Source organism: Isoptericola sp. NPDC056578 (genome assembly GCF_042793275.1).
Classification (GTDB): domain Bacteria; phylum Actinomycetota; class Actinomycetes; order Actinomycetales; family Cellulomonadaceae; genus Isoptericola.
The window spans coordinates 14,462-37,900 of the sequence record NZ_JBHTVC010000043.1; the positions used below are offsets into that span (position 1 = coordinate 14,462).

18 protein-coding genes are annotated in these 23,439 nt (G+C 70.1%); 2 read left to right on the forward strand and 16 right to left on the reverse strand.

The window, feature by feature from the left end; translation table 11 throughout:
• Positions 1–29: 29 nt before the first annotated feature.
• The 16 genes from rplW to ACFQ80_RS16020 all read right to left on the reverse strand — a co-directional run bounded on the left by rplW (position 30) and on the right by ACFQ80_RS16020 (position 22,147).
• A complete protein-coding gene (rplW, locus tag ACFQ80_RS15945) occupies positions 30–332 on the reverse strand; it encodes a 50S ribosomal protein L23 (RefSeq protein ID WP_079572420.1) in 303 nt (100 codons plus the stop codon).
• Positions 329–1,027 (reverse strand): 50S ribosomal protein L4, encoded by a 699-nt coding sequence (gene rplD / locus ACFQ80_RS15950; protein ID WP_430550502.1) that lies wholly within the window; start codon positions 1,025–1,027, stop codon positions 329–331. Before rplD ends, rplW begins: the two co-directional genes overlap by 4 nt.
• Before the next feature lie 4 nt (positions 1,028–1,031).
• Positions 1,032–1,685, reverse strand: a complete 654-nt coding sequence (gene rplC, locus ACFQ80_RS15955; protein ID WP_430564321.1) for a 50S ribosomal protein L3 — start codon at positions 1,683–1,685, stop codon at positions 1,032–1,034.
• A gap of 13 nt (positions 1,686–1,698) precedes the next feature.
• The gene (gene rpsJ, locus ACFQ80_RS15960) at positions 1,699–2,007 is read right to left on the reverse strand and encodes a 30S ribosomal protein S10 (RefSeq protein ID WP_013837837.1); all 309 of its coding nucleotides are present in this window, start codon (positions 2,005–2,007) and stop codon (positions 1,699–1,701) included.
• A 470-nt stretch (positions 2,008–2,477) separates the two neighbouring features.
• Entirely contained in the window at positions 2,478–3,674 is a 1,197-nt protein-coding gene (gene tuf, locus ACFQ80_RS15965; RefSeq protein WP_430550504.1) for an elongation factor Tu, read from the reverse strand.
• A gap of 130 nt (positions 3,675–3,804) precedes the next feature.
• Positions 3,805–5,907 carry an elongation factor G gene (gene fusA, locus ACFQ80_RS15970; protein WP_430564322.1) on the reverse strand — a complete coding sequence of 701 codons (2,103 nt, stop codon included), beginning with the start codon at positions 5,905–5,907 and terminating at the stop codon, positions 3,805–3,807.
• A gap of 112 nt (positions 5,908–6,019) precedes the next feature.
• Positions 6,020–6,490: a 30S ribosomal protein S7 gene (gene rpsG / locus ACFQ80_RS15975; RefSeq protein WP_429764774.1), complete on the reverse strand. Its 471-nt coding sequence runs from the start codon at positions 6,488–6,490 to the stop codon at positions 6,020–6,022.
• Complete coding sequence (rpsL, locus tag ACFQ80_RS15980; RefSeq protein ID WP_225564431.1) at positions 6,490–6,864, reverse strand: 30S ribosomal protein S12; 375 nt, start codon at positions 6,862–6,864, stop codon at positions 6,490–6,492. The genes rpsG and rpsL overlap by 1 nt, the downstream gene beginning before the upstream one ends.
• Before the next feature lie 387 nt (positions 6,865–7,251).
• Positions 7,252–11,133 (reverse strand): DNA-directed RNA polymerase subunit beta', encoded by a 3,882-nt coding sequence (locus tag ACFQ80_RS15985; protein ID WP_430550506.1) that lies wholly within the window; start codon positions 11,131–11,133, stop codon positions 7,252–7,254.
• 56 nt (positions 11,134–11,189) lie between these two features.
• Positions 11,190–14,702, reverse strand: coding sequence for a DNA-directed RNA polymerase subunit beta (gene rpoB / locus ACFQ80_RS15990; protein ID WP_430564323.1), 3,513 nt, complete (start codon positions 14,700–14,702; stop codon positions 11,190–11,192).
• A 483-nt stretch (positions 14,703–15,185) separates the two neighbouring features.
• Positions 15,186–15,578 (reverse strand): 50S ribosomal protein L7/L12, encoded by a 393-nt coding sequence (gene rplL / locus ACFQ80_RS15995; protein ID WP_430550508.1) that lies wholly within the window; start codon positions 15,576–15,578, stop codon positions 15,186–15,188.
• Positions 15,579–15,661: 83 nt separating this feature from the next.
• Positions 15,662–16,192, reverse strand: a complete 531-nt coding sequence (gene rplJ / locus ACFQ80_RS16000; RefSeq protein WP_429764782.1) for a 50S ribosomal protein L10 — start codon at positions 16,190–16,192, stop codon at positions 15,662–15,664.
• A 304-nt stretch (positions 16,193–16,496) separates the two neighbouring features.
• A complete protein-coding gene (locus ACFQ80_RS16005; RefSeq protein ID WP_430564324.1) occupies positions 16,497–19,058 on the reverse strand; it encodes a CHAT domain-containing protein in 2,562 nt (853 codons plus the stop codon).
• Between the two features lie 17 nt (positions 19,059–19,075).
• Positions 19,076–20,926: a S8 family serine peptidase gene (locus ACFQ80_RS16010; RefSeq protein ID WP_430564325.1), complete on the reverse strand. Its 1,851-nt coding sequence runs from the start codon at positions 20,924–20,926 to the stop codon at positions 19,076–19,078.
• A 67-nt stretch (positions 20,927–20,993) separates the two neighbouring features.
• Positions 20,994–21,515, reverse strand: coding sequence for a carboxypeptidase-like regulatory domain-containing protein (locus tag ACFQ80_RS16015; protein WP_430550511.1), 522 nt, complete (start codon positions 21,513–21,515; stop codon positions 20,994–20,996).
• On the reverse strand, positions 21,512–22,147 hold the full coding sequence (locus tag ACFQ80_RS16020) for an RNA polymerase sigma factor (protein WP_430564326.1): 636 nt from the start codon (positions 22,145–22,147) through the stop codon (positions 21,512–21,514). Before ACFQ80_RS16020 ends, ACFQ80_RS16015 begins: the two co-directional genes overlap by 4 nt.
• Before the next feature lie 281 nt (positions 22,148–22,428).
• Between ACFQ80_RS16020 and ACFQ80_RS16025 the strand changes: the two genes are divergently transcribed.
• Together ACFQ80_RS16025 and ACFQ80_RS16030 are read left to right on the forward strand one after the other, a co-directional pair.
• Positions 22,429–22,836, forward strand: coding sequence for a DUF4383 domain-containing protein (locus ACFQ80_RS16025; RefSeq protein ID WP_430564327.1), 408 nt, complete (start codon positions 22,429–22,431; stop codon positions 22,834–22,836).
• Entirely contained in the window at positions 22,833–23,399 is a 567-nt protein-coding gene (locus ACFQ80_RS16030; RefSeq protein WP_430564328.1) for a hypothetical protein, read from the forward strand. The genes ACFQ80_RS16025 and ACFQ80_RS16030 overlap by 4 nt, the downstream gene beginning before the upstream one ends.
• Positions 23,400–23,439: the final 40 nt, after the last annotated feature.

Below are 23,439 nucleotides of genomic sequence, written 5' to 3' on the forward strand. Positions count from 1 at the left end.
GGGTTAGTCCTCGATCTGCTCTCTGCGCCTCAGGAAGCCGGACCGCCGAAGATGTCGATCGTGCCCTCACGGAGGGTCACGATCGCGCGCTTCGTGTCCTTGCGCTTGCCCAGGCCGAAGCGCGTGCGACGCGCCTTGCCCTTGCGGTTGATCGTGTTGACCGAGTCGACCTTGACGCCGAAGACCTGCTCGACCGCGATCTTGATCTCGGTCTTGTTGGCCCGCGGGTCCACGACGAAGGTGTACTTGCCCTCGTCGAGGAGGTTGTAGGACTTCTCGGAGACGACCGGCGCGATCAGGATGTCGCGCGGGTCCTTCGTCACGGCGGTCACTTGGTGGCCTCCTCGGTCTCGGCCGCCTCGGACTCCGTGGCGACGGCCTTCACGCTCTTGCCCGTGGCCGGGCCGGCGAGGAACGCGGCGAGCGCGCCCTCGGTGAAGACGACGTCGTCGGAGACGAGCACGTCGTAGGTGTTGAGCTGGTCCGCGGTCAGCAGGTGGACCTGCTCGACGTTGCGGAGCGACAGGATCGTCAGCTCGTCCGAGCGCTCGGTGACCACGAGGACGTGGGTGCGCTCGGTGAGTGCGGCGAGCGTCTTGACCGCGGTCTTGGTCGACGGCGCACCGTCGAGACCGAAGCCGGAGACCACGTGGACACGGCCGGCGCGAGCCCGGTCGGACAGGGCACCGCGGAGAGCGGCGGCCTTCATCTTCTTCGGGGTCCGCTGGTCGTACTTGCGCGGCTGCGGGCCGTGGACGGTGCCACCGCCGGCGAACTGCGGGGCGCGGGTCGAACCCTGACGGGCGCGGCCGGTGCCCTTCTGCTTGTACGGCTTGCGGCCACCGCCGCGGACCTCGCCGCGGGTCTTGGTGGCGTGCGTGCCCTGGCGGGCGGCGGCGCGCTGCGCCACGACCACCTGGTGGATCAGCGGGACGTTGGTTGCGACGTCGAACACCTCGGCGGGAAGGTCGGCGGTGCCGGCCTTCTTGCCCTGGGCGTCGAGCACGTCGACGGTCTGGTTGGCCATGGGGTCACGCACCCTTCGCAGCGGTACGCACGACGACGACGCCACCCTTGGGGCCGGGAACTGCGCCCTTGACGAGCAGCAGACCCTTCTCGGCGTCGACCGCGTGGACGGTCAGGTTCTGGACGGTCATGCGCTCGTGGCCCATGCGACCGGCCATCCGCAGACCCTTGAACACGCGCGACGGCGTCGAGGCGCCACCGATCGAGCCGGCCTTGCGGTGGTTGCGGTGGGCACCGTGGGAGGCGCCGACGCCGGAGAAGCCGTGACGCTTCATGACACCGGCGGTGCCCTTGCCCTTGGTGGTGCCGACGACGTCGACCACGGTGCCGGCCTCGAAGGCGGCGGCGGTGATCTCCTGGCCGAGCGTGTACTCGGCGGCGTCCTCGGTGCGGACCTCGGCGACGTGACGACGCGGCGTGACGCCGGCCTTCGCGAAGTGGCCCTTGAGCGGCTTGGTGACCTTGCGCGGGTCGATCTGGCCGGCGGCGAGCTGCACGGCGGCGTAGCCGTCGGCGTCCGCGGCGCGAACCTGCGTCACGACGTTGGTCGGGACGGCCACGACGGTGACGGGGACGAGGCGACCCGCGTCGTCCCACAGCTGCGTCATGCCGAGCTTGGTGCCGAGCACCGCGGTCACGTTCTTCTGCTGGTTGGTCATATCTATCCCAGCCTCAGAGCTTGATCTCGATGTTCACGTCGGCAGGCAGGTCGATCCGCATGAGCGAGTCGACGGCCTTCGGCGTGGGATCGATGATGTCGATGAGCCGCTTGTGCGTGCGCATCTCGAAGTGCTCGCGGCTGTCCTTGTACTTGTGAGGCGACCGGATGACGGTGAAGACGTTCTTCTCCGTCGGCAGCGGCACCGGACCCACGACCGTCGCACCAGCGCGCGTCACCGTGTCGACGATCTTGCGCGCCGAGCTGTCGATGACCTCGTGGTCGTAGGACTTGAGCCGGATGCGGATCTTCTGTCCCGCCATGGCGTCGTCTGACTCTCTCTCTCGAACCGCTACTGTCCGACCCCCGCGCTCGGGCGTGTCGCGCTAGGCGACGCACCCGGGCACACACCGAACCGGCGTGGGGCCGTTGATTGTGGTCCGCGAGGCGGACCACGACGTTTGTCTGGCCTGTCGAGACGTGTGTCCCGCGGGGCGCTCATGCGCGTCGACAGCCGGCAACCCCGCGACCCCTCCCTGAGGGAGGGGGACCGCTCCAGGCGGGTGGACCGCTCCGGAAGACCGGACCGGTGCACGCACCGTGGTGCTACACACTGTTCGACACGAGAAAGAACGCGCCCGTGACAGGCAACCTGAACATCTTGCCACAGGGAACCCCGTGATTCCAAGCCGGAACGAGGTTCTCCCGCTGTGACGCCGGACGCACCGGAGGCCCGGGCCCCGTACAGGGCCCGGGCCTCCTGCGCTCAGGTGATCAGCTGAGGGTCAGCAGGTCACTTGATGATCTTGGTGACACGGCCGGAACCGACCGTGCGGCCACCCTCACGGATGGCGAAGCCGAGACCCTCCTCCATGGCGATCGGCTGGATCAGCGCGACCGTCATCTCGGTGTTGTCGCCCGGCATGACCATCTCGGTGCCCTCGGGCAGCGTGATGACACCGGTGACGTCCGTGGTGCGGAAGTAGAACTGCGGACGGTAGTTCGAGTAGAACGGGTTGTGACGGCCACCCTCGTCCTTGCCCAGGATGTAGACCTGAGCCTCGAAGTCGGTGTGCGGGGTGATCGAACCCGGCTTCACGACGACCTGGCCGCGCTCGACGTCCTCGCGCTTGATGCCGCGCAGGAGCAGACCGGTGTTGTCGCCGGCCTGGGCCTGGTCCATCTGCTTGTGGAACGTCTCGATACCGGTGACCGTGGTCTTCTGCGGCTGGCGGATACCGACGATCTCGACCTCGGAGTTGACGTCGAGCGTGCCACGCTCCACCTTGCCGGTCACGACGGTGCCGCGGCCGGTGATGGTGAAGACGTCCTCGATCGGCATGAGGAAGGGCTTGTCGAGCTCGCGGACCGGGTCGGGGACGTTCTCGTCCACGGCCTCCATGAGCTCCAGGACCTTCTTGGTCCACTCGGGGTCACCCTCGAGGGCCTTGAGGCCGGAGACGCGCACGACCGGAGCGTTGTCGCCGTCGAACTCCTGCGACGACAGCAGCTCGCGGACCTCCATCTCGACGAGCTCGAGGATCTCCTCGTCGTCGACCATGTCGGCCTTGTTCAGCGCGACCAGCAGGTAGGGCACGCCCACCTGGCGGGCCAGCAGCACGTGCTCGCGCGTCTGGGCCATCGGACCGTCGGTCGCCGCGACCACCAGGATCGCGCCGTCCATCTGGGCGGCACCGGTGATCATGTTCTTGATGTAGTCGGCGTGACCCGGAGCATCGACGTGCGCGTAGTGACGCTTGGGCGTCTCGTACTCGATGTGCGCGATGTTGATCGTGATACCGCGCTGCTTCTCCTCCGGCGCGGCGTCGATCTCGTCGAAGTTGCGCTGCGTGTTCGCCGGCAGGTCGGGGTACGTGTCCGCAAGCGTCTTCGAGATCGCGGCGGTCAGCGTCGTCTTGCCGTGGTCGACGTGCCCGATCGTGCCGATGTTGACGTGCGGCTTGGTCCGCTCGAACTTGGCCTTAGCCACTGGGGTCCTCCTGGGACTTGGGTAGATGTTCCCGAACGTTGCGAGACTCGGCGAGAGAGCCTACATCCCGCGGGGCGACGGGGGTTTCCTACAGGTTGATGGTTGTGCTAGGTCGTCGACCTGTGGGGACTCACTCGCCCCGGGTCTTCTTGATGATCTCGTCAGCAACGTTGCGAGGAACCTCGGCGTAGCTGTCGAACTGCATCGAGTACACCGCGCGGCCCTGCGTCTTGGAACGCAGGTCACCGATGTACCCGAACATCTCGCTCAACGGTACCTGGGCACGCACGACCTTGACACCGGTCGCGTCCTCCATGGACTGGATCATCCCACGACGCGAGTTGATGTCGCCGATCACGTCACCCATGTACTCCTCGGGCGTCCGGACCTCGACGGCCATGACGGGCTCGAGGATGACCGGGTCGGCCCGCTTGATGCCCTCCTTGAAGACCATCGAGCCGGCGATCTTGAACGCCATCTCCGAGGAGTCGACGTCGTGGTACGCGCCGTCGAGCAGCGTGGCCTTGACCCCCACCACGGGGAACCCGGCCAGCACACCCTGCTGCATCGCCGACTGGATACCGGCGTCCACGGACGGGATGTACTCACGCGGGATGCGGCCACCGGTGACGGCGTTGGCGAACTCGTAGAGCTCGCCCTCGGTCGTCTCGAGCGGCTCGAAGGTCACCTGGACCTTGGCGAACTGGCCCGAGCCACCGGTCTGCTTCTTGTGCGTGTAGTCGATCTTCTCCGCGGTGCGGCGGATCGTCTCGCGGTACGCGACCTGCGGCTTGCCGACGTTCGCCTCGACCTTGAACTCGCGACGCATGCGGTCGACGAGGATGTCGAGGTGGAGCTCGCCCATGCCGCCGATGACGGTCTGGCCGGTCTCCTCGTCCAGCTTGACGCGGAAGGTCGGGTCCTCCTGGGCGAGCTTCTGGATCGCCGTGGAGAGCTTCTCCTGGTCGGCCTTCGTCTTCGGCTCGATGGCCACGTCGATGACCGGCTCCGGGAAGGTCATCGACTCGAGGATGACCGGGTTCGCCGGGTCGCAGAGCGTGTCACCGGTGGTGACGTCCTTGAGCCCGATGAAGGCGTAGATGTGCCCGGCGTGCGCCTCCTCGACCGGGTTCTCCTTGTTGGAGTGCATCTGGAAGAGCTTCCCGATGCGCTCCTTCTTGCCCTTGGTCGAGTTCTGGACCTGGGCGCCCTGCGCGACCTTGCCCGAGTAGACGCGGACGTAGGTGAGCTTGCCGAAGAACGGGTGCGTGGCGACCTTGAACGCGAGGGCCGAGAACGGCTCCGTCTCGTCCGGACGACGCTCGATGACCTTCTCCGCGTCCTTGACGTCGTGGCCCTGGACGGCCGGGACGTCGAGCGGGGTCGGCAGGTAGTCGATGACGGCGTCGAGCATGGGCTGCACGCCCTTGTTCTTGAACGCCGAGCCGCACAGGACCGGGAAGGCCTCGGACCGGATGACGAGCTTGCGGATGCCGGACTTGATCTCGGCGATCGTGAGCTCCTCGCCACCGAGGAACTTCTCGAGCAGCTCGTCGTCGGCCTCGGCGACGGCCTCGACGAGCTCGGCCCGGTACTGCTCGGCCTTCTCGACGAGGTCGGCCGGGATCTCCTCGACCGCGTACTCCTCACCCATCTTGGTGTCACCGCGCCAGGTGAGCGCCTTCATCTCGAGCAGGTCGACGACGCCCTCGAAGTCGTTCTCGGCACCGATCGGCAGCTGGATGACCAGCGGCTTCGCCTTGAGACGGTTGACGATCGTGTCGACCGTGAAGTAGAAGTCGGCGCCCAGCTTGTCCATCTTGTTGACGAAGCAGATGCGCGGCACGTCGTACTTGTCGGCCTGACGCCACACGGTCTCCGACTGGGGCTCCACGCCCTCCTTGCCGTCGAACACCGCGACGGCACCGTCGAGCACGCGCAGCGAGCGCTCGACCTCGACGGTGAAGTCCACGTGACCCGGGGTGTCGATGATGTTGATCTGGTTGTTCTTCCAGTAGCAGGTCGTCGCGGCGGACGTGATCGTGATGCCGCGCTCCTGCTCCTGCTCCATCCAGTCCATCGTCGACGCACCGTCGTGCGTCTCACCGATCTTGTAGTTCACACCGGTGTAGAACAGGATGCGCTCGGTGGTGGTGGTCTTGCCGGCATCGATGTGGGCCATGATGCCGATGTTGCGGACCTTGTTCAGGTCGGTCAGCACGTCGAGTGCCACGGTGTCTTACCCCTTGTCGGTGGAAGGTCGGAAGCCGGGCCGGAGGGCCGGCTGCCGGCCGGTTCCGGATCCTCGGACGGCCCCGGGGGTCACCCGGGGCCGTCCGTGCGCATCACCAGCGGTAGTGCGCGAAGGCCTTGTTCGAGTCGGCCATCTTGTGCATGTCCTCGCGGCGCTTCACCGCGGCACCGAGGCCGTTGGAGGCGTCGAGGATCTCGTTCATGAGGCGCTCGGTCATCGTCTTCTCGCGACGGGCGCGCGAGAAGTCCGTGAGCCAGCGCAGCGCGAGCGTCGTGGAACGCACGGGGCGCACCTCGACCGGCACCTGGTAGGTGGCGCCACCGACGCGGCGGGAGCGGACCTCGAGGGCCGGGCGGACGTTCTCCAGCGCGCGCTTGAGCACGACGACCGGGTCCTGGTCCGTCTTGGCACGGACGCCCTCGAGGGCGCCGTAGACGATCGCCTCGGCGGTGGACTTCTTGCCGTCGAGCAGGACCTTGTTGATCAGCTGCGTGACGACGGGCGACCCGTAGACGGGGTCGACGATGAGCGGCCGCTTGGGGGCCGGACCCTTGCGAGGCATCAGGCCTTCTCCTTCTTCGCGCCGTACTTGCTGCGGGCCTGCTTGCGGTTCTTCACGCCCTGCGTGTCGAGCGCGCCGCGCACGATCTTGTAGCGGACACCGGGAAGGTCCTTCACACGGCCGCCGCGCACGAGCACGATCGAGTGCTCCTGCAGGTTGTGGCCGACGCCGGGGATGTACGCCGTGACCTCGGTACCGGAGGACAGCTTGACGCGCGCGACCTTGCGGAGCGCGGAGTTCGGCTTCTTGGGGGTGGTGGTGTACACGCGCGTGCACACGCCGCGCCGCTGGGGGGAGGCCTTGAGGGCGGGCGTCTTCGACGCCACGGCCTTCGTGCTCCGGCCCTTGCGGACGAGCTGCTGGATCGTAGGCACTACGTCTCCGTCGTCTTCTCGAGCTCTCGAGGGCCGGCCGGCCCCCGACGGTGGTCTGTCTGGCTGGTGCGCGCCGATCGCATGCGGCACCCGCGGCCCTCACGGACCGCAACGCCACTTACCACCGGCTCGATGGCCCGGGTCAGCTCCCCCGTCCTGACGGACAGTCCGAGCGATCTTCCCGGGGTACCTGTGCGCTCAGGTCGGCGGCGCCTCCGGCAGCCGGCCCGAGCGGTGAGGCTCTGGGCTGACAGCGGGATGCGCGCGCGACGGCACGGGCACGGCTTCCAAGATTACCCGCGGAAGCAAGCGGGGTCAAAGGAACGGGAGGGGCGCACGCTGTGACGTGCGCCCCTCCCGGACTACCTCGTGGTGAGGATCAGCGGATCAGCGGAAGTCTCCGAAGTCCAGGTCCTCCAGCGGGATCGCCTCGCCCGAGCCCATGCCGAGCGTCGGGAAGTCGATCTCGTCGTAGCCGAAGCTCGGGTAGAGCTCGGCCTTGGCCTGCTCGGTCGGCTCGACCTCGATGTTCCGGTAGCGGGGCAGGCCCGTGCCGGCGGGGATGAGCTTACCGAGGATGACGTTCTCCTTGAGGCCCAGCAGCGGGTCACGACGACCGCTCATCGACGCCTCGGTGAGCACCCGGGTCGTCTCCTGGAAGGAGGCGGCCGAGAGCCACGAGTCGGTGGCGAGCGAGGCCTTCGTGATGCCCATGAGCTCCGGACGGCCGGAGGCCGGCTGGCCACCCTCCGCCACCGCACGACGGTTCGCGTCCTCGAAGCGGGTCCGCTCCGCGAGCTCGCCCGGCAGCAGGTGCGAGTCACCCGAGTCGAGCACGGTCACGCGACGCAGCATCTGCCGCACGATGACCTCGATGTGCTTGTCGTGGATGTCCACGCCCTGCGAGCGGTAGGTCTCCTGGACCTCGTCCACCAGGTGCTTCTGCGTGGCACGCGGGCCGAGGATGCGCAGCACCTTCTTCGGGTCGACGGCGCCCTGGACCAGCTGGGTGCCGACCTGGACCTGCTCGCCGTCGGCGATCAGGAGGCGGGCACGCTTGGTCACCGGGTAGCGGATCTCCTCGCCGCCGTCGGCCGGCGTGAGGACCAGGTGGCGCGTGCGCTCCGTGTCCTCGATCGCCACGGTGCCGGTGTACTCCGCGATCGGGGCCTCACCCTTGGGGGTGCGGGCCTCGAACAGCTCGGTGACACGGGGCAGACCCTGCGTGATGTCCTCCGCGGAGGCGACACCACCGGTGTGGAAGGTACGCATCGTCAGCTGCGTGCCCGGCTCACCGATCGACTGCGCGGCGATGATGCCGACGGCCTCGCCGATGTCCACCAGCTTGCCGGTGGCCAGGGAGCGGCCGTAGCACTTGGCGCAGGTGCCGACGCGCGACTCGCAGGTCAGCACGGAGCGGACCTTGACGTTCTCGATGCCGGCGGCGATCACCTGGTCGATGATCACGTCGCCCGCGTCCGAGCCCGCCTCGGCCACGACGTTGCCGTCCGCGTCCACGACGTCCGTCGCGAACGTGCGCGAGTAGATGCTCGTCTCGACGCGCGGGTGCGGCACCAGCACGTCGCCGATGCGCTCGGCGACGGGCAGCGTGAGGCCGCGCTCGGTGCCGCAGTCCTCCTCGCGGATGATGACGTCCTGCGACACGTCGACCAGACGACGGGTGAGGTAGCCGGAGTCCGCGGTACGCAGCGCCGTGTCGGCCAGACCCTTGCGGGCACCGTGCGAGGCGATGAAGTACTCGAGGACGGACAGGCCCTCGCGGTAGTTGGACTTGATCGGGCGGGGGATGATCTCGCCCTTCGGGTTCGCCACGAGGCCGCGCATACCGGCGATCTGACGCACCTGCATCCAGTTACCACGGGCGCCCGAGGACACCATGCGGTACAGCGTGTTCCGCGAGTTGCTCTCGAGGTTCTCGCGCATGACCGACGCGATCTTGTCGGTGGCCTGGGTCCAGATCTCGATGAGCTCCTGACGGCGCTCGTCGTCGGTGATCAGACCCTTGTCGAACTGGTCCTGGACCTTGAGGGCACGCTGCTCGTGCTCGTCCAGGATGTCGTTCTTGACCTCCGGCATCGCGACGTCGGAGATCGCGATCGTGACGCCCGAGCGCGTGGCCCACCGGTAGCCGGCGTCCTTCAGCGCGTCGAGCGACGTGGCGACGTCGACCTTCGGGTAGCGCTCCGCCAGGTCGTTGACGATCGTCGAGAGCTCCTTCTTGCCGACGACGCCGTTCTGGAACGGGTAGTCGATCGGGAGCGCCTCGTTGAAGATCGTGCGGCCCAGGGTGGTCTCGAACAGCAGCGGCTGCCCGGGCTCCCAGCCCTCCGGCGCCTCGAAGCCCTTTGTCGGGGGCACGAGGTCCGACATCCGCATCTTGATCGTGGCGTTGAGGTCCAGCGCACCACGGTCGAGCGCCATGATCGCCTCGGCCTGCGAGGAGAACACGCGCCCCTCCCCCGTCGCGCCGGGGCGGTCCGAGGTGAGGTGGTGCAGACCGATGATCATGTCCTGCGAGGGCATGGTCACCGGACGGCCGTCCGACGGCTTGAGGATGTTGTTGCTCGAGAGCATGAGGATGCGGGCCTCGGCCTGCGCCTCCGCGCTCAGGGGCAGGTGGACCGCCATCTGGTCGCCGTCGAAGTCCGCGTTGAACGCGGCGCACACGAGCGGGTGCAGGTGGATGGCCTTGCCCTCGACGAGCTGCGGCTCGAACGCCTGGATGCCGAGGCGGTGCAGGGTGGGGGCACGGTTCAGCAGCACCGGGTGCTCCTGGATGACCTCCTCCAGCACGTCCCAGACCTCGCCGCGGGTGCGCTCCACCATGCGCTTGGCGCTCTTGATGTTCTGCGCGTGGTTGAGCTCGACGAGCCGCTTCATGACGAACGGCTTGAACAGCTCGAGCGCCATCTGCTTGGGCAGGCCGCACTGGTGCAGCTTGAGCTGCGGGCCGACCACGATGACCGAACGGCCCGAGTAGTCGACGCGCTTGCCGAGCAGGTTCTGGCGGAACCGGCCCTGCTTGCCCTTGAGCATGTCGGAGATCGACTTCAGCGGGCGGTTGCCCGGGCCCGTGACCGGGCGGCCACGGCGACCGTTGTCGAACAGCGAGTCCACGGCCTCCTGGAGCATCCGCTTCTCGTTGTTGACGATGATCTCCGGCGCACCCAGGTCGAGCAGGCGCTTGAGCCGGTTGTTGCGGTTGATCACGCGCCGGTACAGGTCGTTGAGGTCCGACGTCGCGAACCGGCCGCCGTCGAGCTGCACCATCGGGCGCAGGTCCGGCGGGATGACCGGGACGGCGTCGAGCACCATCGCCGTGGGCGAGTTGGTCGTCGTGAGGAACGCGTTGACGACCTTCAGGCGCTTGAGCGCGCGCGTCTTGCGCTGACCCTTGCCGGTGCGGATGGTCTCCCGCAGCGACTGGGCCTCGGCGTCCAGGTCGAAGCTCTCGAGGCGCTTCTGGATCGCCGCGGCGCCCATCGAGCCCTCGAAGTACGTGCCGTACCGGTCGACGAGCTGGCGGTACAGCATCTCGTCGCCCTCGAGGTCCGCGACCTTGAGGTTCTTGAACCGGTCCCAGACCTGCTCGAGGCGGTCCAGCTCCTGGTCGGCACGCTTGCGCAGCTGCGCCATCTCGCGCTCGGCGGAGTCGCGCACCTTGCGGCGCGCGTCGGCCTTGGCGCCCTCGGCCTCCAGCTCGGCCAGGTCGGCCTCGAGCTTGGCGGCACGGGTGTTGATGTCGTTGTCGCGGCGGTCCGAGATCTCCTTCTTCTCCAGGTCGATCTCGTTCTGGAGGTTCGGGAGGTCCTCGTGGCGGGCCTCGTCGTCGACCCACGTGACCATGTAGGCCGCGAAGTAGATGACCTTCTCCAGGTCCTTCGGGGCCAGGTCCAGCAGGTAGCCGAGGCGCGACGGCACACCCTTGAAGAACCAGATGTGCGTGACCGGGGCGGCGAGCTCGATGTGGCCCATGCGCTCACGGCGCACCTTCGAGCGCGTCACCTCGACGCCGCAGCGCTCGCAGATGATGCCCTTGAAGCGCACGCGCTTGTACTTGCCGCAGTAGCACTCCCAGTCCCGGGTGGGGCCGAAGATCTTCTCGCAGAAGAGCCCGTCCTTCTCCGGCTTCAGGGTGCGGTAGTTGATGGTCTCGGGCTTCTTGACCTCTCCGTGCGACCAGGCACGGATGTCGTCGGCCGTGGCCAGGCCGATACGCAGCTCGTCGAAGACGTTGACGTCGAGCAAGATGTCCTACTTCCTCAAAGCTTTCGAATGTCCGTGGAGTTCAGCTGGTCGCTGGATCAGATCTCGTCGACCGTGGCGGCCGAGTTGGGGCGGCGCGACAGATCGATGCCCAGCTCCTCCGCGGCGCGGTACACCTCGTCGTCGGACTCCTTCATCTCGATGGAGGTCCCGTCGCTCGAGAGCACCTCGACGTTCAGGCACAGCGACTGCATCTCCTTGAGGAGCACCTTGAAGGACTCCGGGATGCCCGAGTCGGGGATGTTCTCGCCCTTGACGATCGCCTCGTAGACCTTCACGCGGCCCGGGACGTCGTCGGACTTGATGGTGAGCAGCTCCTGGAGCGTGTAGGCCGCGCCGTACGCCTCGAGGGCCCACACCTCCATCTCGCCGAAGCGCTGGCCGCCGAACTGCGCCTTACCACCCAGCGGCTGCTGCGTGATCATCGAGTACGGGCCGGTCGAGCGCGCGTGGATCTTGTCGTCGACCAGGTGGTGGAGCTTGAGGATGTACATGTAGCCCACCGACACCGGGTCCGGGAACGGCTCGCCGGAGCGGCCGTCGAACAGCCGGGCCTTGCCGTCGGTCGCGACCATGCGGTCGCCGTCGCGGTTCGGCAGCGTCGTGGAGAGCAGGCCGCGCAGGCCCGACTCCTCGAGGCCGTCGAACACCGGCGTCGCCACCGGGGTCCCCGGCTCCGACTTCGACGCGACCTCGGGCAGGGTCTCCTTCCAGGAGAGGTCCTTGCCCTCGGCCAGCTCGATGTCCCAGCCGCGGCTCGCGACCCACCCGAGGTGCGTCTCGAGGACCTGGCCGACGTTCATGCGGCCGGGCACGCCCAGCGGGTTGAGGATGACGTCGACCGGCGTGCCGTCGGGGAGGAACGGCATGTCCTCCTGCGGCAGGATCTTCGAGATGACGCCCTTGTTGCCGTGACGGCCGGCGAGCTTGTCGCCGACGGTGATCTTGCGGCGCTGGGCGATGTAGACGCGGACCAGCTGGTTCACGCCGGCGGGCAGCTCGTCGCCGTCCTCGCGGTTGAACTCGCGGACGCCGATGACCGTGCCCTGCTCGCCGTGGGGCACCTTGAGGGACGTGTCGCGCACCTCGCGGGCCTTCTCGCCGAAGATGGCGCGCAGCAGGCGCTCCTCCGGGGTCAGCTCGGTCTCGCCCTTCGGGGTGACCTTGCCGACCAGGACGTCGCCCGCGCCGACCTCGGCACCGATGCGGATGATGCCGCGCTCGTCGAGGTCCGCCAGGACGTCCTCGGAGACGTTCGGGATGTCCCGCGTGATCTCCTCGGGCCCGAGCTTGGTGTCGCGGGCGTCGACCTCGTGCTCCTCGATGTGGATCGAGGACAGGACGTCGTCCTCCACGAGGCGCTGCGACAGGATGATCGCGTCCTCGTAGTTGTGGCCCTCCCACGACATGAACGCGACGAGCAGGTTGCGGCCGAGCGCGAGGTCGCCCTCGTCGGTCGCCGGGCCGTCGGCCAGCACGGAGCCGACCTCGACCCGCTGGCCCTCGTCCACGAGCACGCGCTGGTTGTAGCTGGTGCCCTGGTTCGAGCGGCGGAACTTCGCCGCACGGTACGAGCCCGTGGTGCCGTCGTCGTTCGCGACGAGGACCAGGTCCGCGGACACCTCGGTGACCACGCCGGGCTTGGTCGCCACGATGACGTCGCCGGCGTCGACCGCCGCACGACGCTCCATGCCGGTGCCGACCAGCGGCGCCTCGGAGCGCACCAGCGGCACGGCCTGGCGCTGCATGTTCGCGCCCATGAGCGCGCGGTTCGCGTCGTCGTGCTCGAGGAACGGGATGAGCGCCGTCGCGACGGACACCATCTGGCGCGGCGAGACGTCCATGTAGTCGATCTCGGCCGGCGGCAGGTCGTCGGTCTCGCCGCCCTTGGTACGCACCAGGACGCGGTCGTTGAGGAACGTGCCGTCCACGGCGAGCTCGGTGTTCGCCTGGGCGATGATGTGCCGGTCCTCGTCGTCGGCGGTCAGGTAGACGATCTCGTCCGTGACCTTGCCGTCGGTGACCTTGCGGTACGGCGTCTCGATGAAGCCGAACGGGTTGATGCGACCGAACGACGCGAGCGAGCCGATGAGGCCGATGTTCGGGCCCTCAGGGGTCTCGATCGGGCACATGCGGCCGTAGTGCGACGGGTGGACGTCACGGACCTCCATGCCGGCGCGGTCGCGGGACAGACCACCCGGGCCGAGGGCGTTCAGACGACGCTTGTGCGTCAGGCCCGCGAGCGGGTTGTTCTGGTCCATGAACTGCGACAGCTGCGAGGTGCCGAAGAACTCGCGGATCGACGCCACCACGGGGCGGATGTTGATCAGCGTCTGCGGCGTGATCGCCTCGACGTCCTGCGTCGTCATGCGCTCACGGACCACGCGCTCCATGCGGGACAGGCCCGTGCGCACCTGGTTCTGGATGAGCTCGCCGACGGCGCGGATGCGACGGTTGCCGAAGTGGTCGATGTCGTCGGTCTCGACGCGGACCTCGGTCGGCTGGCCGTCGCGGGTGCCGGGGATGGTCACCAGGTCGGCGTGCAGCGCGGCCAGGTACTTGATCGTCGCGACGACGTCGGTCACGGACAGCGTCGAGTCCGCCAGCGGCGCGTCGACACCCAGCTTCTTGCTGATCTTGTAGCGACCGACCTTCGCGAGGTCGTAGCGCTTCGGGTTGAAGTAGAAGTTCTCGAGCAGCGCGCGCCCGGCCTCGACCGTGGGCGGCTCGCCCGGACGGATCTTGCGGTACAGGTCGACGAGGGCCTCGTCCTGCGTGTGGACGTGGTCCTTCTCGAGGGTGTCGAGCACGGACGGGAAGTCCGCGAACTCCTCGCGGATCTCCGCCTCGGTGAGGCCGAGGGCCTTCAGCAGGACGGTGACGGGCTGCTTGCGCTTGCGGTCGACGCGCACGCCGACGGCGTCGCGCTTGTCGATCTCGAACTCGAGCCAGGCGCCGCGCGACGGGATGACCTTCGCCGAGAAGACGTCCTTGTCGCTCGTCTTGTCGGGGGTGCGCTCGAAGTAGACGCCCGGGGAACGGACCAGCTGCGAGACGACGACGCGCTCGGTGCCGTTGATGATGAACGTGCCGCGCGCGGTCATGAGCGGGAAGTCACCCATGAAGACCGTCTGGCTCTTGATCTCACCGGTCGTGTAGTTCACGAACTCGGCCGTCACGAACAGCGGGGCGGCGAAGGTGAAGTCCTTCTCCTTGCACTCGTCCGCGGTGTACTTCGGCGGCTCGAAGCGGTGGTTCGAGAAGGAGAGGGACATCGACTGGCCGAAGTCCTCGATCGGCGAGATCTCCTCGAAGATCTCCTCGAGGCCCGACGTCGCGGGGACGTCGGAGCGGCCGGCGGCGGTGGCCGCCTCGACCCGGGCCTGCCAGGCAGGGCTGCCGAGGAGCCAGTCGAAGCTCTCGGTCTGCAGCCCGAGGAGGTCGGGGACCTCGAGCGGCTCGTAGATCTTGGCGAAGGAGACGCGGCGGGAAGCGGTGCGGTTCGCGATAGCGTCGGCGGACGGAACAGAAGGGGTGCGCGAGGCAGCCAAGAGGGGTCCTTCCCTGCAGTTCGATGGCACGCTGTACGCTCAGCGAGGCTGCAGGCGCCGGACCGCGGCGGGAGGAACCGGCCCAGGGGTCACGAAGACGTGATCACGGGGGCGGTGGCTTCGTCAGCGGGGAGGCGTCGGGGCACAAGCGAGCGCAAAGCGCTAGCGTAGCCAGAACTTCATCGTTTGTCCAACTCGCGCGGGCACACGAGCGGACGCCCTCGGTTCTGGGTCTTTGAGGACGTTGTCTCGGTGGCCGCCATATGCCGCCCAAGAAACGGTTGTCGGACCAGCCTAACCCGTGATAAGCGGCCCCGGCCAGGCATCGGCGCGCGACGTCGGTCACGACACCACACCTCCACAACCGGTCCGCTCCCCCGCGACCCCCCGCGACCCCCCGCGACGTCGTGCGGACGCAGCGAGGCCCGCACCCCCGAAGGGATGCGGGCCTCGCGGAAGCGATGCGCGGCTAGGCCGCGGCGATCACTTGACGGTGACGGTGGCGCCGGCGCCCTCGAGGGCAGCCTTGGCCTTGTCGGCCGTCTCCTTGTTCGCGGCCTCCAGGACCGGCTTCGGGGCGCCGTCGACCAGGTCCTTGGCCTCCTTCAGGCCGAGGGACGTGAGCGCGCGCACCTCCTTGATGACCTGGATCTTCTTGTCGCCGGCGGCCTCGAGGATGACGTCGAACTCGGTCTTCTCCTCGGCGGCCTCGGCGCCACCGGCACCGCCGGCGGCGGGGGCGGCAACCGCGACGGCGGCGGGAGCAGCGGCGGTGACCTCGAACTTGTCCTCGAAGGCCTTCACGAACTCGTTGAGCTCGATGAGCGTGAGCTCCTCGAAGGCGGCCAGGAGCTCGTCGGTGCTGAGCTTCGCCATGATGGCGTTCCTTTCGGTTGGTGCGTCCTGGGGCCGGGGGCCCCGCAGAAGCAAGGGAGGGGGTAGTGCTTGCCGCACCGCCGTCAGGCGGCAGCGGCCTCCGATTCCTGCTTCTGACGCAGGGCATCGATGACGCGAGCGGCCTGGGCCGGCTTCGCGCTGAAGGCGTAGGCAGCCTGGAAGAGCTTGGCCTTCATCGCGCCGGCCGTCTTGGCCAGCAGGACCTCGCGGGACTCGAGGTCCGCGAGCTTGGTGACCTCTGCAGCGGTCAGCGGCTTCCCGTCAAGGACACCGCCCTTGATGACCAGTGCAGGGTTCGCCTTGGCGAAGTCACGCAGACCCTTGGCGGCCTCGACCGGGTCGCCGGTCACGAACGCGATCGCGGACGGACCCTTGAGGTCGGCCTCGAACGCGTCGATCCCGGCCTCCTTGGCCGCGATGGACGTCAGCGTGTTCTTCACCACGGCGTAGGTTGCGTTGCCGCTGAGCGACCGACGCAGCTCCTTGAGCTGCGCGACGGTGAGCCCGCGGTACTCGGTCAGCACGGCCGCGTTCGCGTCGCGGAACTTGTCCGCGACCTCCGCGACAGCGGCTGCCTTGTCCGGCCTCGCCATGGCAATCCTTCCGGTGGTGGTGCCACCGGTACCTGCGAAAGAAAAGAGCCCCGGCGCAGGTGCGCACGGGGCTCGGAGCTCACAGCCAGGCTGTGTGGTCGTCGTCGTGTCACCTACGCAGGCCCCCGCACTCTCACGGGACTTCGGTCTTCGGCTTCCCGGGCGGAACGATTCTCATCAGTTCCAGGCAGCGTCGGACGACCGGCGGTCTTGGGTTACCCGAGAACTCTACATGACAGCAGGCCGTGCTCGGCACGCATCCCGTGTGGTACCCACCACTCGCCATGTCATCCTCGCTGACACGTCACAGCACCAGCGGACCGAAGCACACCAGCGGCACCGGCTCGGGCTCGTCCGCCACGGCGCGGGCGAGCGCCGCGCCCGGCCGCAGGCCGTCGCGCAGCCCCTGGTGCAGCACGGGCATCACGCGCACCGCGACGTCGTCCCGCAACGGGGCGACGGCGGCGATCACGGCGCGCGCGCCCATGCGCAGCAGCACGCTCGTCAGCCCGAGCGGTTCGCCGCCGTGCCGGATGCTCGCCGAACCGACGTCGCACGCCGACAGGACGAGCACCGACCTGGACAGATCCCGCCCGTCCAGCTCGTGGGCGAACAGCGGGCCGTCCGCCAGCTGCAGGCTCGAGAACATGGGGTTCTCGGGTTCATGCGTCCCGTGTGCGGCGACGTGGACGACCGGCGCACCCTCGACCGCCTCGGCCACGGCGGCGCACACGGCGTCCGCGCCGGTGAGCAGCCGCGCGCCGCTCCCCCAGACCGCCGCCACCTGCTCCGCCTCAGCAACCCCGTGCACGAGCCCGGACCCGGCGACCGAGAGACCCGGTCCGGGGGACCAGTCCGCCTCGCCCCGTGCGATCCACGAGTTCACCACCGTCGACAGCCCTCGCCGCGAGGGCAGCGCTGCCCACGGCAGCGAGACCAGCCGGTCGCGCGCCGCGACGTAGACGTCCCGCCCTGCGACGTCGAGCGTGCCGAGGAGGAGGGCGTCGAGCCGCCGCAGAGCCGCCTGCACCGACGCGCGGACCACCTCTCGCAACGGCGTGGGCAGCAACGGGTTCGCCAGCGCCTGCTGATCGGCCCGCACTCGTCTCGCCAGCTCGAGGACAGGGGGCACCGGGCCGAGATCGACCAGGCGCGCTCCACTCCCGTCGAGCCGGATGGCGCGCAGGCGGCCGCCGCTCATCGTCAGGTTGAGGACCACCCGGTCCGACCCGGCCGCGCGCAGCTCCGCCCGCAGCCCGCGCGCGGTGGCCGGGGAGGGCACGCCCCGGTCGCCGCCCGAGTGCCAGGTCCGTTCCCGCGCCCGGTCCTGGAGCCGTCGCGCGTCGCGATGCATCTCGACGCCGCGCATCAGCTCGGCATCCGTCGTGGCCTCGTCCGAACGGAGCAGGCGCGCACGCTCCATCAGCCGACGTGCCGACACGATCAGCTCGGCGGCCTGCTGGTCGTCCGGTGGGCGGACCCGTCCCGACCCCGCGAAGGTCGCACGCCCGCGCTCCAAGGCGTCGAAGAACGCGTCCGGCGACACGGACATCAGCGCCGCGTCGATGTCGACCCCCTGCAGCCGGATGCCGTGCACCGCGGCGGCCGTCACCGCCTCGACCGCCCCGAGCTGTTGACGCTGCACCGCGAGGAGCCGATAGCCCCGTCTGACGGCCGCCAGACCTGCACGCCGAGACCCCGTGCCGAAGCCGCACAGCGCGGCGACGACCTCACCGCGCACGCGCGCGCCGAGGGCCAGGCTGGATCGCGGTGGCAGGGCGCGGAGGCGTTTCTGCGACTCGGTGAACCTGCCCGCGCGAGCCCATGCCTCCGCGGCGAGCAGCCGGGCGTCGATGAGCACCCGGTCCGCGCCGGGCTGGTCCTCGACACGCGCGCAGAGCTCGTCGGCCGCCTGCGCGAGGGGCCGCAGCAGCTCTCGCCGCTCGTCCGCGACGACGAGCCCGAACCGTGAGTCCAAGGCGACGACCTCCGCCCGGAGCGCCATGACCCCGTGGCCCGCCCGCCGGGCACGGTTACGGACCCGCTCGGCGAGCTCCTCAGCCTCCGAGAACCTCGCGAGGCCCGCCAGGCACCGAGCCTGCTCGAGCTCGGCGTCCAACAGGTCGCGTGCGCCACCCGTGGCGGCGAGGATCCCGGCCGCCGTCCGGAGCGCGACCTCCGCATCCGTCAGCAATCCGGCCTCATAGAGCACCGCCGCCTTGTCCATCAGGCCGACGCCGGCATGCTCGGGCGGTGCCGCCTCCGCGGCGGCGTCCATCGCTCGCAGGGCCGCCGGGAGGTCGCCGGCGAGGAACTGCGCGTACCCGAGGTTGTGCTCCGCCATCGGGACCACCTGCTCGTCCCGCAGCGCGCGAGCGATCTCCAAGCACCGTCGAAGGTCGACGACGGCATCGTCGATCGCACCGACCTCGAGCAGGAGGGAGCTCCTGTTGAGGAGGACCGGGAGCATCTCTGCCTCGTCGACAAGGCCGTCCAGCGCGGCGTCGAGCTCGATCCGCGCGCCGTCGTGGTCCCCCGACCGCAGCAGCTGCAGGCCGAGGTTGGCGTGGACGAGGGCCACCATCTCCGCGCTGCCGGCGCGGAGCGCCATCGCCGCCGCCGCGGCCAGCTTCGCCAGGACCACCTCGCGGTCTGCACCGAGCTCGCCCTCGCAGGCTGCGATACCCACGAGGACCCGGGCGCGGACCGCGGCGACCTCCGCCGCCGTCGACTCCCCCTCGAGCCGGTCGAGCCGGACGAGGGCGGCCTCGTAGCGGCCGAGTGTGCTCGAGAACTGGCGATGAGCGCGCGCGTGCGACCGGATCTCGTCGACCTCGGCGCGGACCGTCGCCAGCGCGTCGCTCATGCCTCACCCCCTGTGGATCACCCCGGGGTGGACGTGCCGTCGAGCGACAGGCCTCCCGTCGCCCCGGAGATGGCTCGCCAGATCGCCGCCACCCGCGCCTCATCGCCGTGATCGGCCCGGTCGACCGACTCCGTGAGCGTAGCGTCAGCCGCGCGGGCACGCCGACTCCGGTCCGCGAGCAGCTCACGGGCGATCTCACCCGCGAGGACCGGCGCGGCGAACGACGTCCCGCTCCAGGTCGCGAATCCTCCCTGGAATCCCTCCGGGTCGATCGTCGACCGCACTGCGTCGGCGTACCGCTCCCGCGTGCGCAGAGAAGGCGTGCTCGGACCGTCGAGAGTTCGCGGCACGGTGCTCACCACCGCGGCGCCGGGGCGGACGCACGTCACCCAGGGCCCGTCGTTGGAGAACAACGCCGTCGAGCCGTCGGGGTTGGCGGCCCCCACCGCCAGGATGGGGGGCCGCTCCGTGCTCGTGTCCCGCGGGCTGGTGATGCGTGGAGGAGTGGCGCGTCGGTCCACCTCGGGCGCGAAGGCAGCCGGGAACTCAGGACGTGTCTCGCCGTCGTTGCCCGCCGCCACGACGACCGCGACGCCGGAGTCGCGCAGCCGCGCGAGCACGTCGGACAGAGGGTGGTCCCACTGCAGGTCCTCGGGCTGCTCGTGGTAGTAGCCCATCGGGAGCACCACCACGTCCACCGCGACGTAGCCCTCCTCCCCCGCGAGCCCTCGGCGGTGGAACCGCAGGAGTCGCCGGAGCGACTCGATCACCTCGGACTCGATGGCGGCGCCGGCACCCCCGACCACCCGCACCGGCAGGAGCCGCGCGTCCGGGCAGGTCTGGTGCACGATCCCTGCGATGAACGTCCCGTGTCCCGCGACGGGGTCGAGGGGGCCCGTCAGCGGAGCGGTGCTCGCGCCACCGATCTCGGCGTCCTCCTCCGGCAGCTGCGGCACCGGGTACGTCCCGATGGGCCCGTCGGGCAGGCTCGCTCCGCGGATCACCACGCCGTTGCCGTCGTCCGGGTCCTTCCCCAGCCCGTAGGAGCCGAACCACGGATGCGTCCCGATCCCGGTGTCGACGATCGCGACCACCGGGCGGACCGCCCCGTCCGGGGTCCGCGACTCGTCGCCGTCGTCCCGGGCTCGGCCCGCCGGCGGCGCCCCGAGCCAGGCCACCGGCGACCTCCCCCCGCTGCCGGGCACGCCGTACTCCGCCATCCCGTGGGTGGTGAACGGATGAGTCGTGAACGGCTGCGCCGCCATGGGGTGGGTCGTGAACGGATGGGTCGTGAAGGGGTGCGTCGTGAAGGGGTGCGTCGTGAAGGGGTGCGTCGTGAAGGGATGGGTCGTGAAGGGGTGCGTCGTGAACGGGAGCGCGGTCAGGACGTGATCGAGACTGAGAGACCACGGGGTCGACTCGTCGCGGGCGTCGGCCTCGAGCACCTCCCAGGCGTCGGGCTGCACGTCGGGTCGGTCCGCGATCAGACGAAGCACGAAACCCAGGTCCTCGTCCACCAGATCGAGCGGTGCGGCGTCCGCGGAGGGCTCGGTCCCATGCCGGTACCTGACCTCGACCCCGACGTGACAGCCCTGACGCCGCGCCGCGCGCTCGAAGCCTGCAGCCGCGTCCTCGTCCTCGCTCGGCTCCAGGGAGAGCACCGACGGCAGCGCCTCGGCGCCACCTGGTGCCCGCAGGCGGCCACGGATCGAGTCAGGAAGGCCTCCACGGACCAGGAGACGATCGGCCACGTACCAGGTCGACCCGACCTGGCGCTGCCCGGGACTCCGTCGCGCGGTGCTGGGGTCCAGGAACCGGATCGTCGGCTCGGGCCGGCTCGGCGTCGGTCCTACGGGGCTCTCGGTCACGTGTCCTCCTCGTCACGGGCGCGCCGGATCGGCGCACGTTCAGGGCGGGCGCTCTGCGCCCGATGTCTCAGAGCTCGATGACCGGCGTGGCGACGGTGACGTCGCCGCCGTCGGGCAGGCGCACGAGCAGGCTGGTGGGGCCGCGGTCGACGGCGGTGAAGGCGAAGCGGCCGTCGTCGTCCGCCGTGGTGGTGCGCTCGCCGCCGGGCTGGCGCAGCTCGACGACCAGCGTCGCGGCGGGTGCGACCCAGCCGTCGAGGCGCACGTGGGTGCCGTCGTCGTCGATGGACAGCGCGATCATCACGGTGAGTCGCTCGTGCGTGAACGTGATGGTGCGTGCCTCGAGCGGCGGGGCGTCGCCGCGCACGGACCCGACGGGGGCCTCGATCTGCTGCAGCTCCATGACCTCGGCCTCGAGCCGGGCGAGCGTCATCGCGAACAGCGACCGCTCGACCAGGCCCTCGGGCACCGGGTCGACCGCCTCGACCGCGCGGCCGAGCCGCCCCAGGACCGCGACGTCGTGCGCGTCCAGGGTCTCGTCCTCGCCGGGCACGGGCTCGCCCCACGCGTTCTCGTGCTTCTGGCTCATGTCCACGAGGCATCCCCTTGCTCGGTGAGGACGGCGCGCAGCTTCGCCAGGCACCGTCCCCGTGTGGCGCCGATGCTTCCCACCGGCATGCCGATCGACGCCGAGATCGCCTTGTAGTCCGGGCGGTCGGCGAGCGAGACGAGTCGCAGCAGCTCCTGGCAGCGCTCCGGGAGCCGGCGCAGCGACGACCAGAGGATCCGGTCGCGCTCGTCGGTCAGCACCTCGGCCTCCGGGCCCGGGCGGGCGTCCGGCAGCGCCGCGGCGCCCTCGGTCACGTCGTCCGGCAGCTCGGTGCGGCGGCGCAGGTCCGCACGCCCCTTGCGCACCGTCTCCCAGGCGGCCCGGCGGGCCGTCACGAGGAGCCACTTCAGCACGGCCTTCGGCTCGGCGATCGTGTCCGCGTGCCGCACGAGCGCCGCCCACGTGGACTGCACCACGTCGTCGGCGACGTCCCGGTCGACGCCCTGGGCCCGCACCGTGTGCCACAGCAACGGCGTCGCCTCCCGGACCAGGTCGGTCAGGGCGTCCGTGCGCCCCTCCCGGAACTCCAGGATCGCCCGCGCGGCCCGGTCGCCCAGGCTCTCGTCGGCGTCGGGCGCCCCACCGAGCGGTTCCTCAGTGGCTCGTGTCATGGCTGTTCGCACCTCGGGAGGGCTCGTGGAGAAGCCGGGGCGGCCCCGCCCCGGAACCTCCGAGCCTACGGCGCGCCCCGACGACGCGGCAGGAGGAAGTTGCATCGACATGCAAGGACCTCCTCCGGCAGCGCTCGTGCGGTGCTGCGTACTCGTCATCGCCCGGAAAGAGGACGACCCGCGCCGCGTGATACACGCGGCCCCATCCATCCTGCGGACCGCTCCGAACCACCTCCGAGCGCGGGACCACCCCGCGCCCGAGAGAAGAAGGAGCAGCCACCATGGGCTCGTCCGCGAACCGCCTCCTCGCCGCAGTCTTCGGCGCCGTCTACCTGCTGGTCGGCCTCGCCGGGTTCGTCGTCACGTCAGGCGTCGGCTTCGCCGCCACGGAGGGCGAGAAGCTGCTGTTCTTCGAGGTGAACCCGCTGCACAACATCATCCACGTCGCGATCGGCGCCGCCCTGCTCCTGGCGTCCCGCTCGGTCGCTGCGGCCAAGGGCGTCAACGTGACCGTCGGCGCCGTCTACCTGCTGGTCGGGGTCCTCGGCCTCTTCCTCGTCGGGACGGGCGCGAACATCATCGCGCTGAACGGCGCCGACAACCTGCTGCACCTGGCCAGCGCGCTCCTGCTGCTCGGCGTCGGGCTGGGGGCCGACCGCCGCGCCGAGGCGGGCGTCGCCACGGCATGACCGCGATCGCCGCGCCGGGCCGCATCCTCGTCGCGTTCACCCTGCTCGGCGCGGGCCTCGTGAACCTGGGCGCGGCGCGGAGCACGCTCCCCCGTCCGCAGGGGCTGCTCGCGCTGATGGCCGGGGTGGCGGAGCTGGTGGTCGCCCTGCTGGTCCTGCGCGGCGTCGTACCCCGCGGGGCGCGGCAGGCCGCCGCGGGGTGGGGGGTCGGGGTCCTCGCGGTCGTCAGCGTCGTCGGCCTCGCCCTCGCCGTGGCGCCGGGCGGCCACTTCGGCGCGGCCGCGGTGGCGGCCGCGACCCTGCAGCTCGCCGGCGCCGCGACGATCGGCGCGACAACCCGGCCGCGCGACGCCGCCCCCGAGCCGGCGGCGGACGGCGCTCGCCGGCCGCACCGCGGTGGTCCGGCCATGACCCTGGCCGGCCTGTTCGCCGGCGCGCTGCTGGTCGCGACGGCCACGACGGCCGGCCTCACCGACACCGACGCGGGTGCGGTCGCCGTCCCGCACGGCGATCACCACCTGCCGGACCTCCCCGGCCTCCCGGAGCACCACCACGGGTCGTGACGGCGGTCCTGGGACGCCGACGGCCCGGCACCCTCGCGGG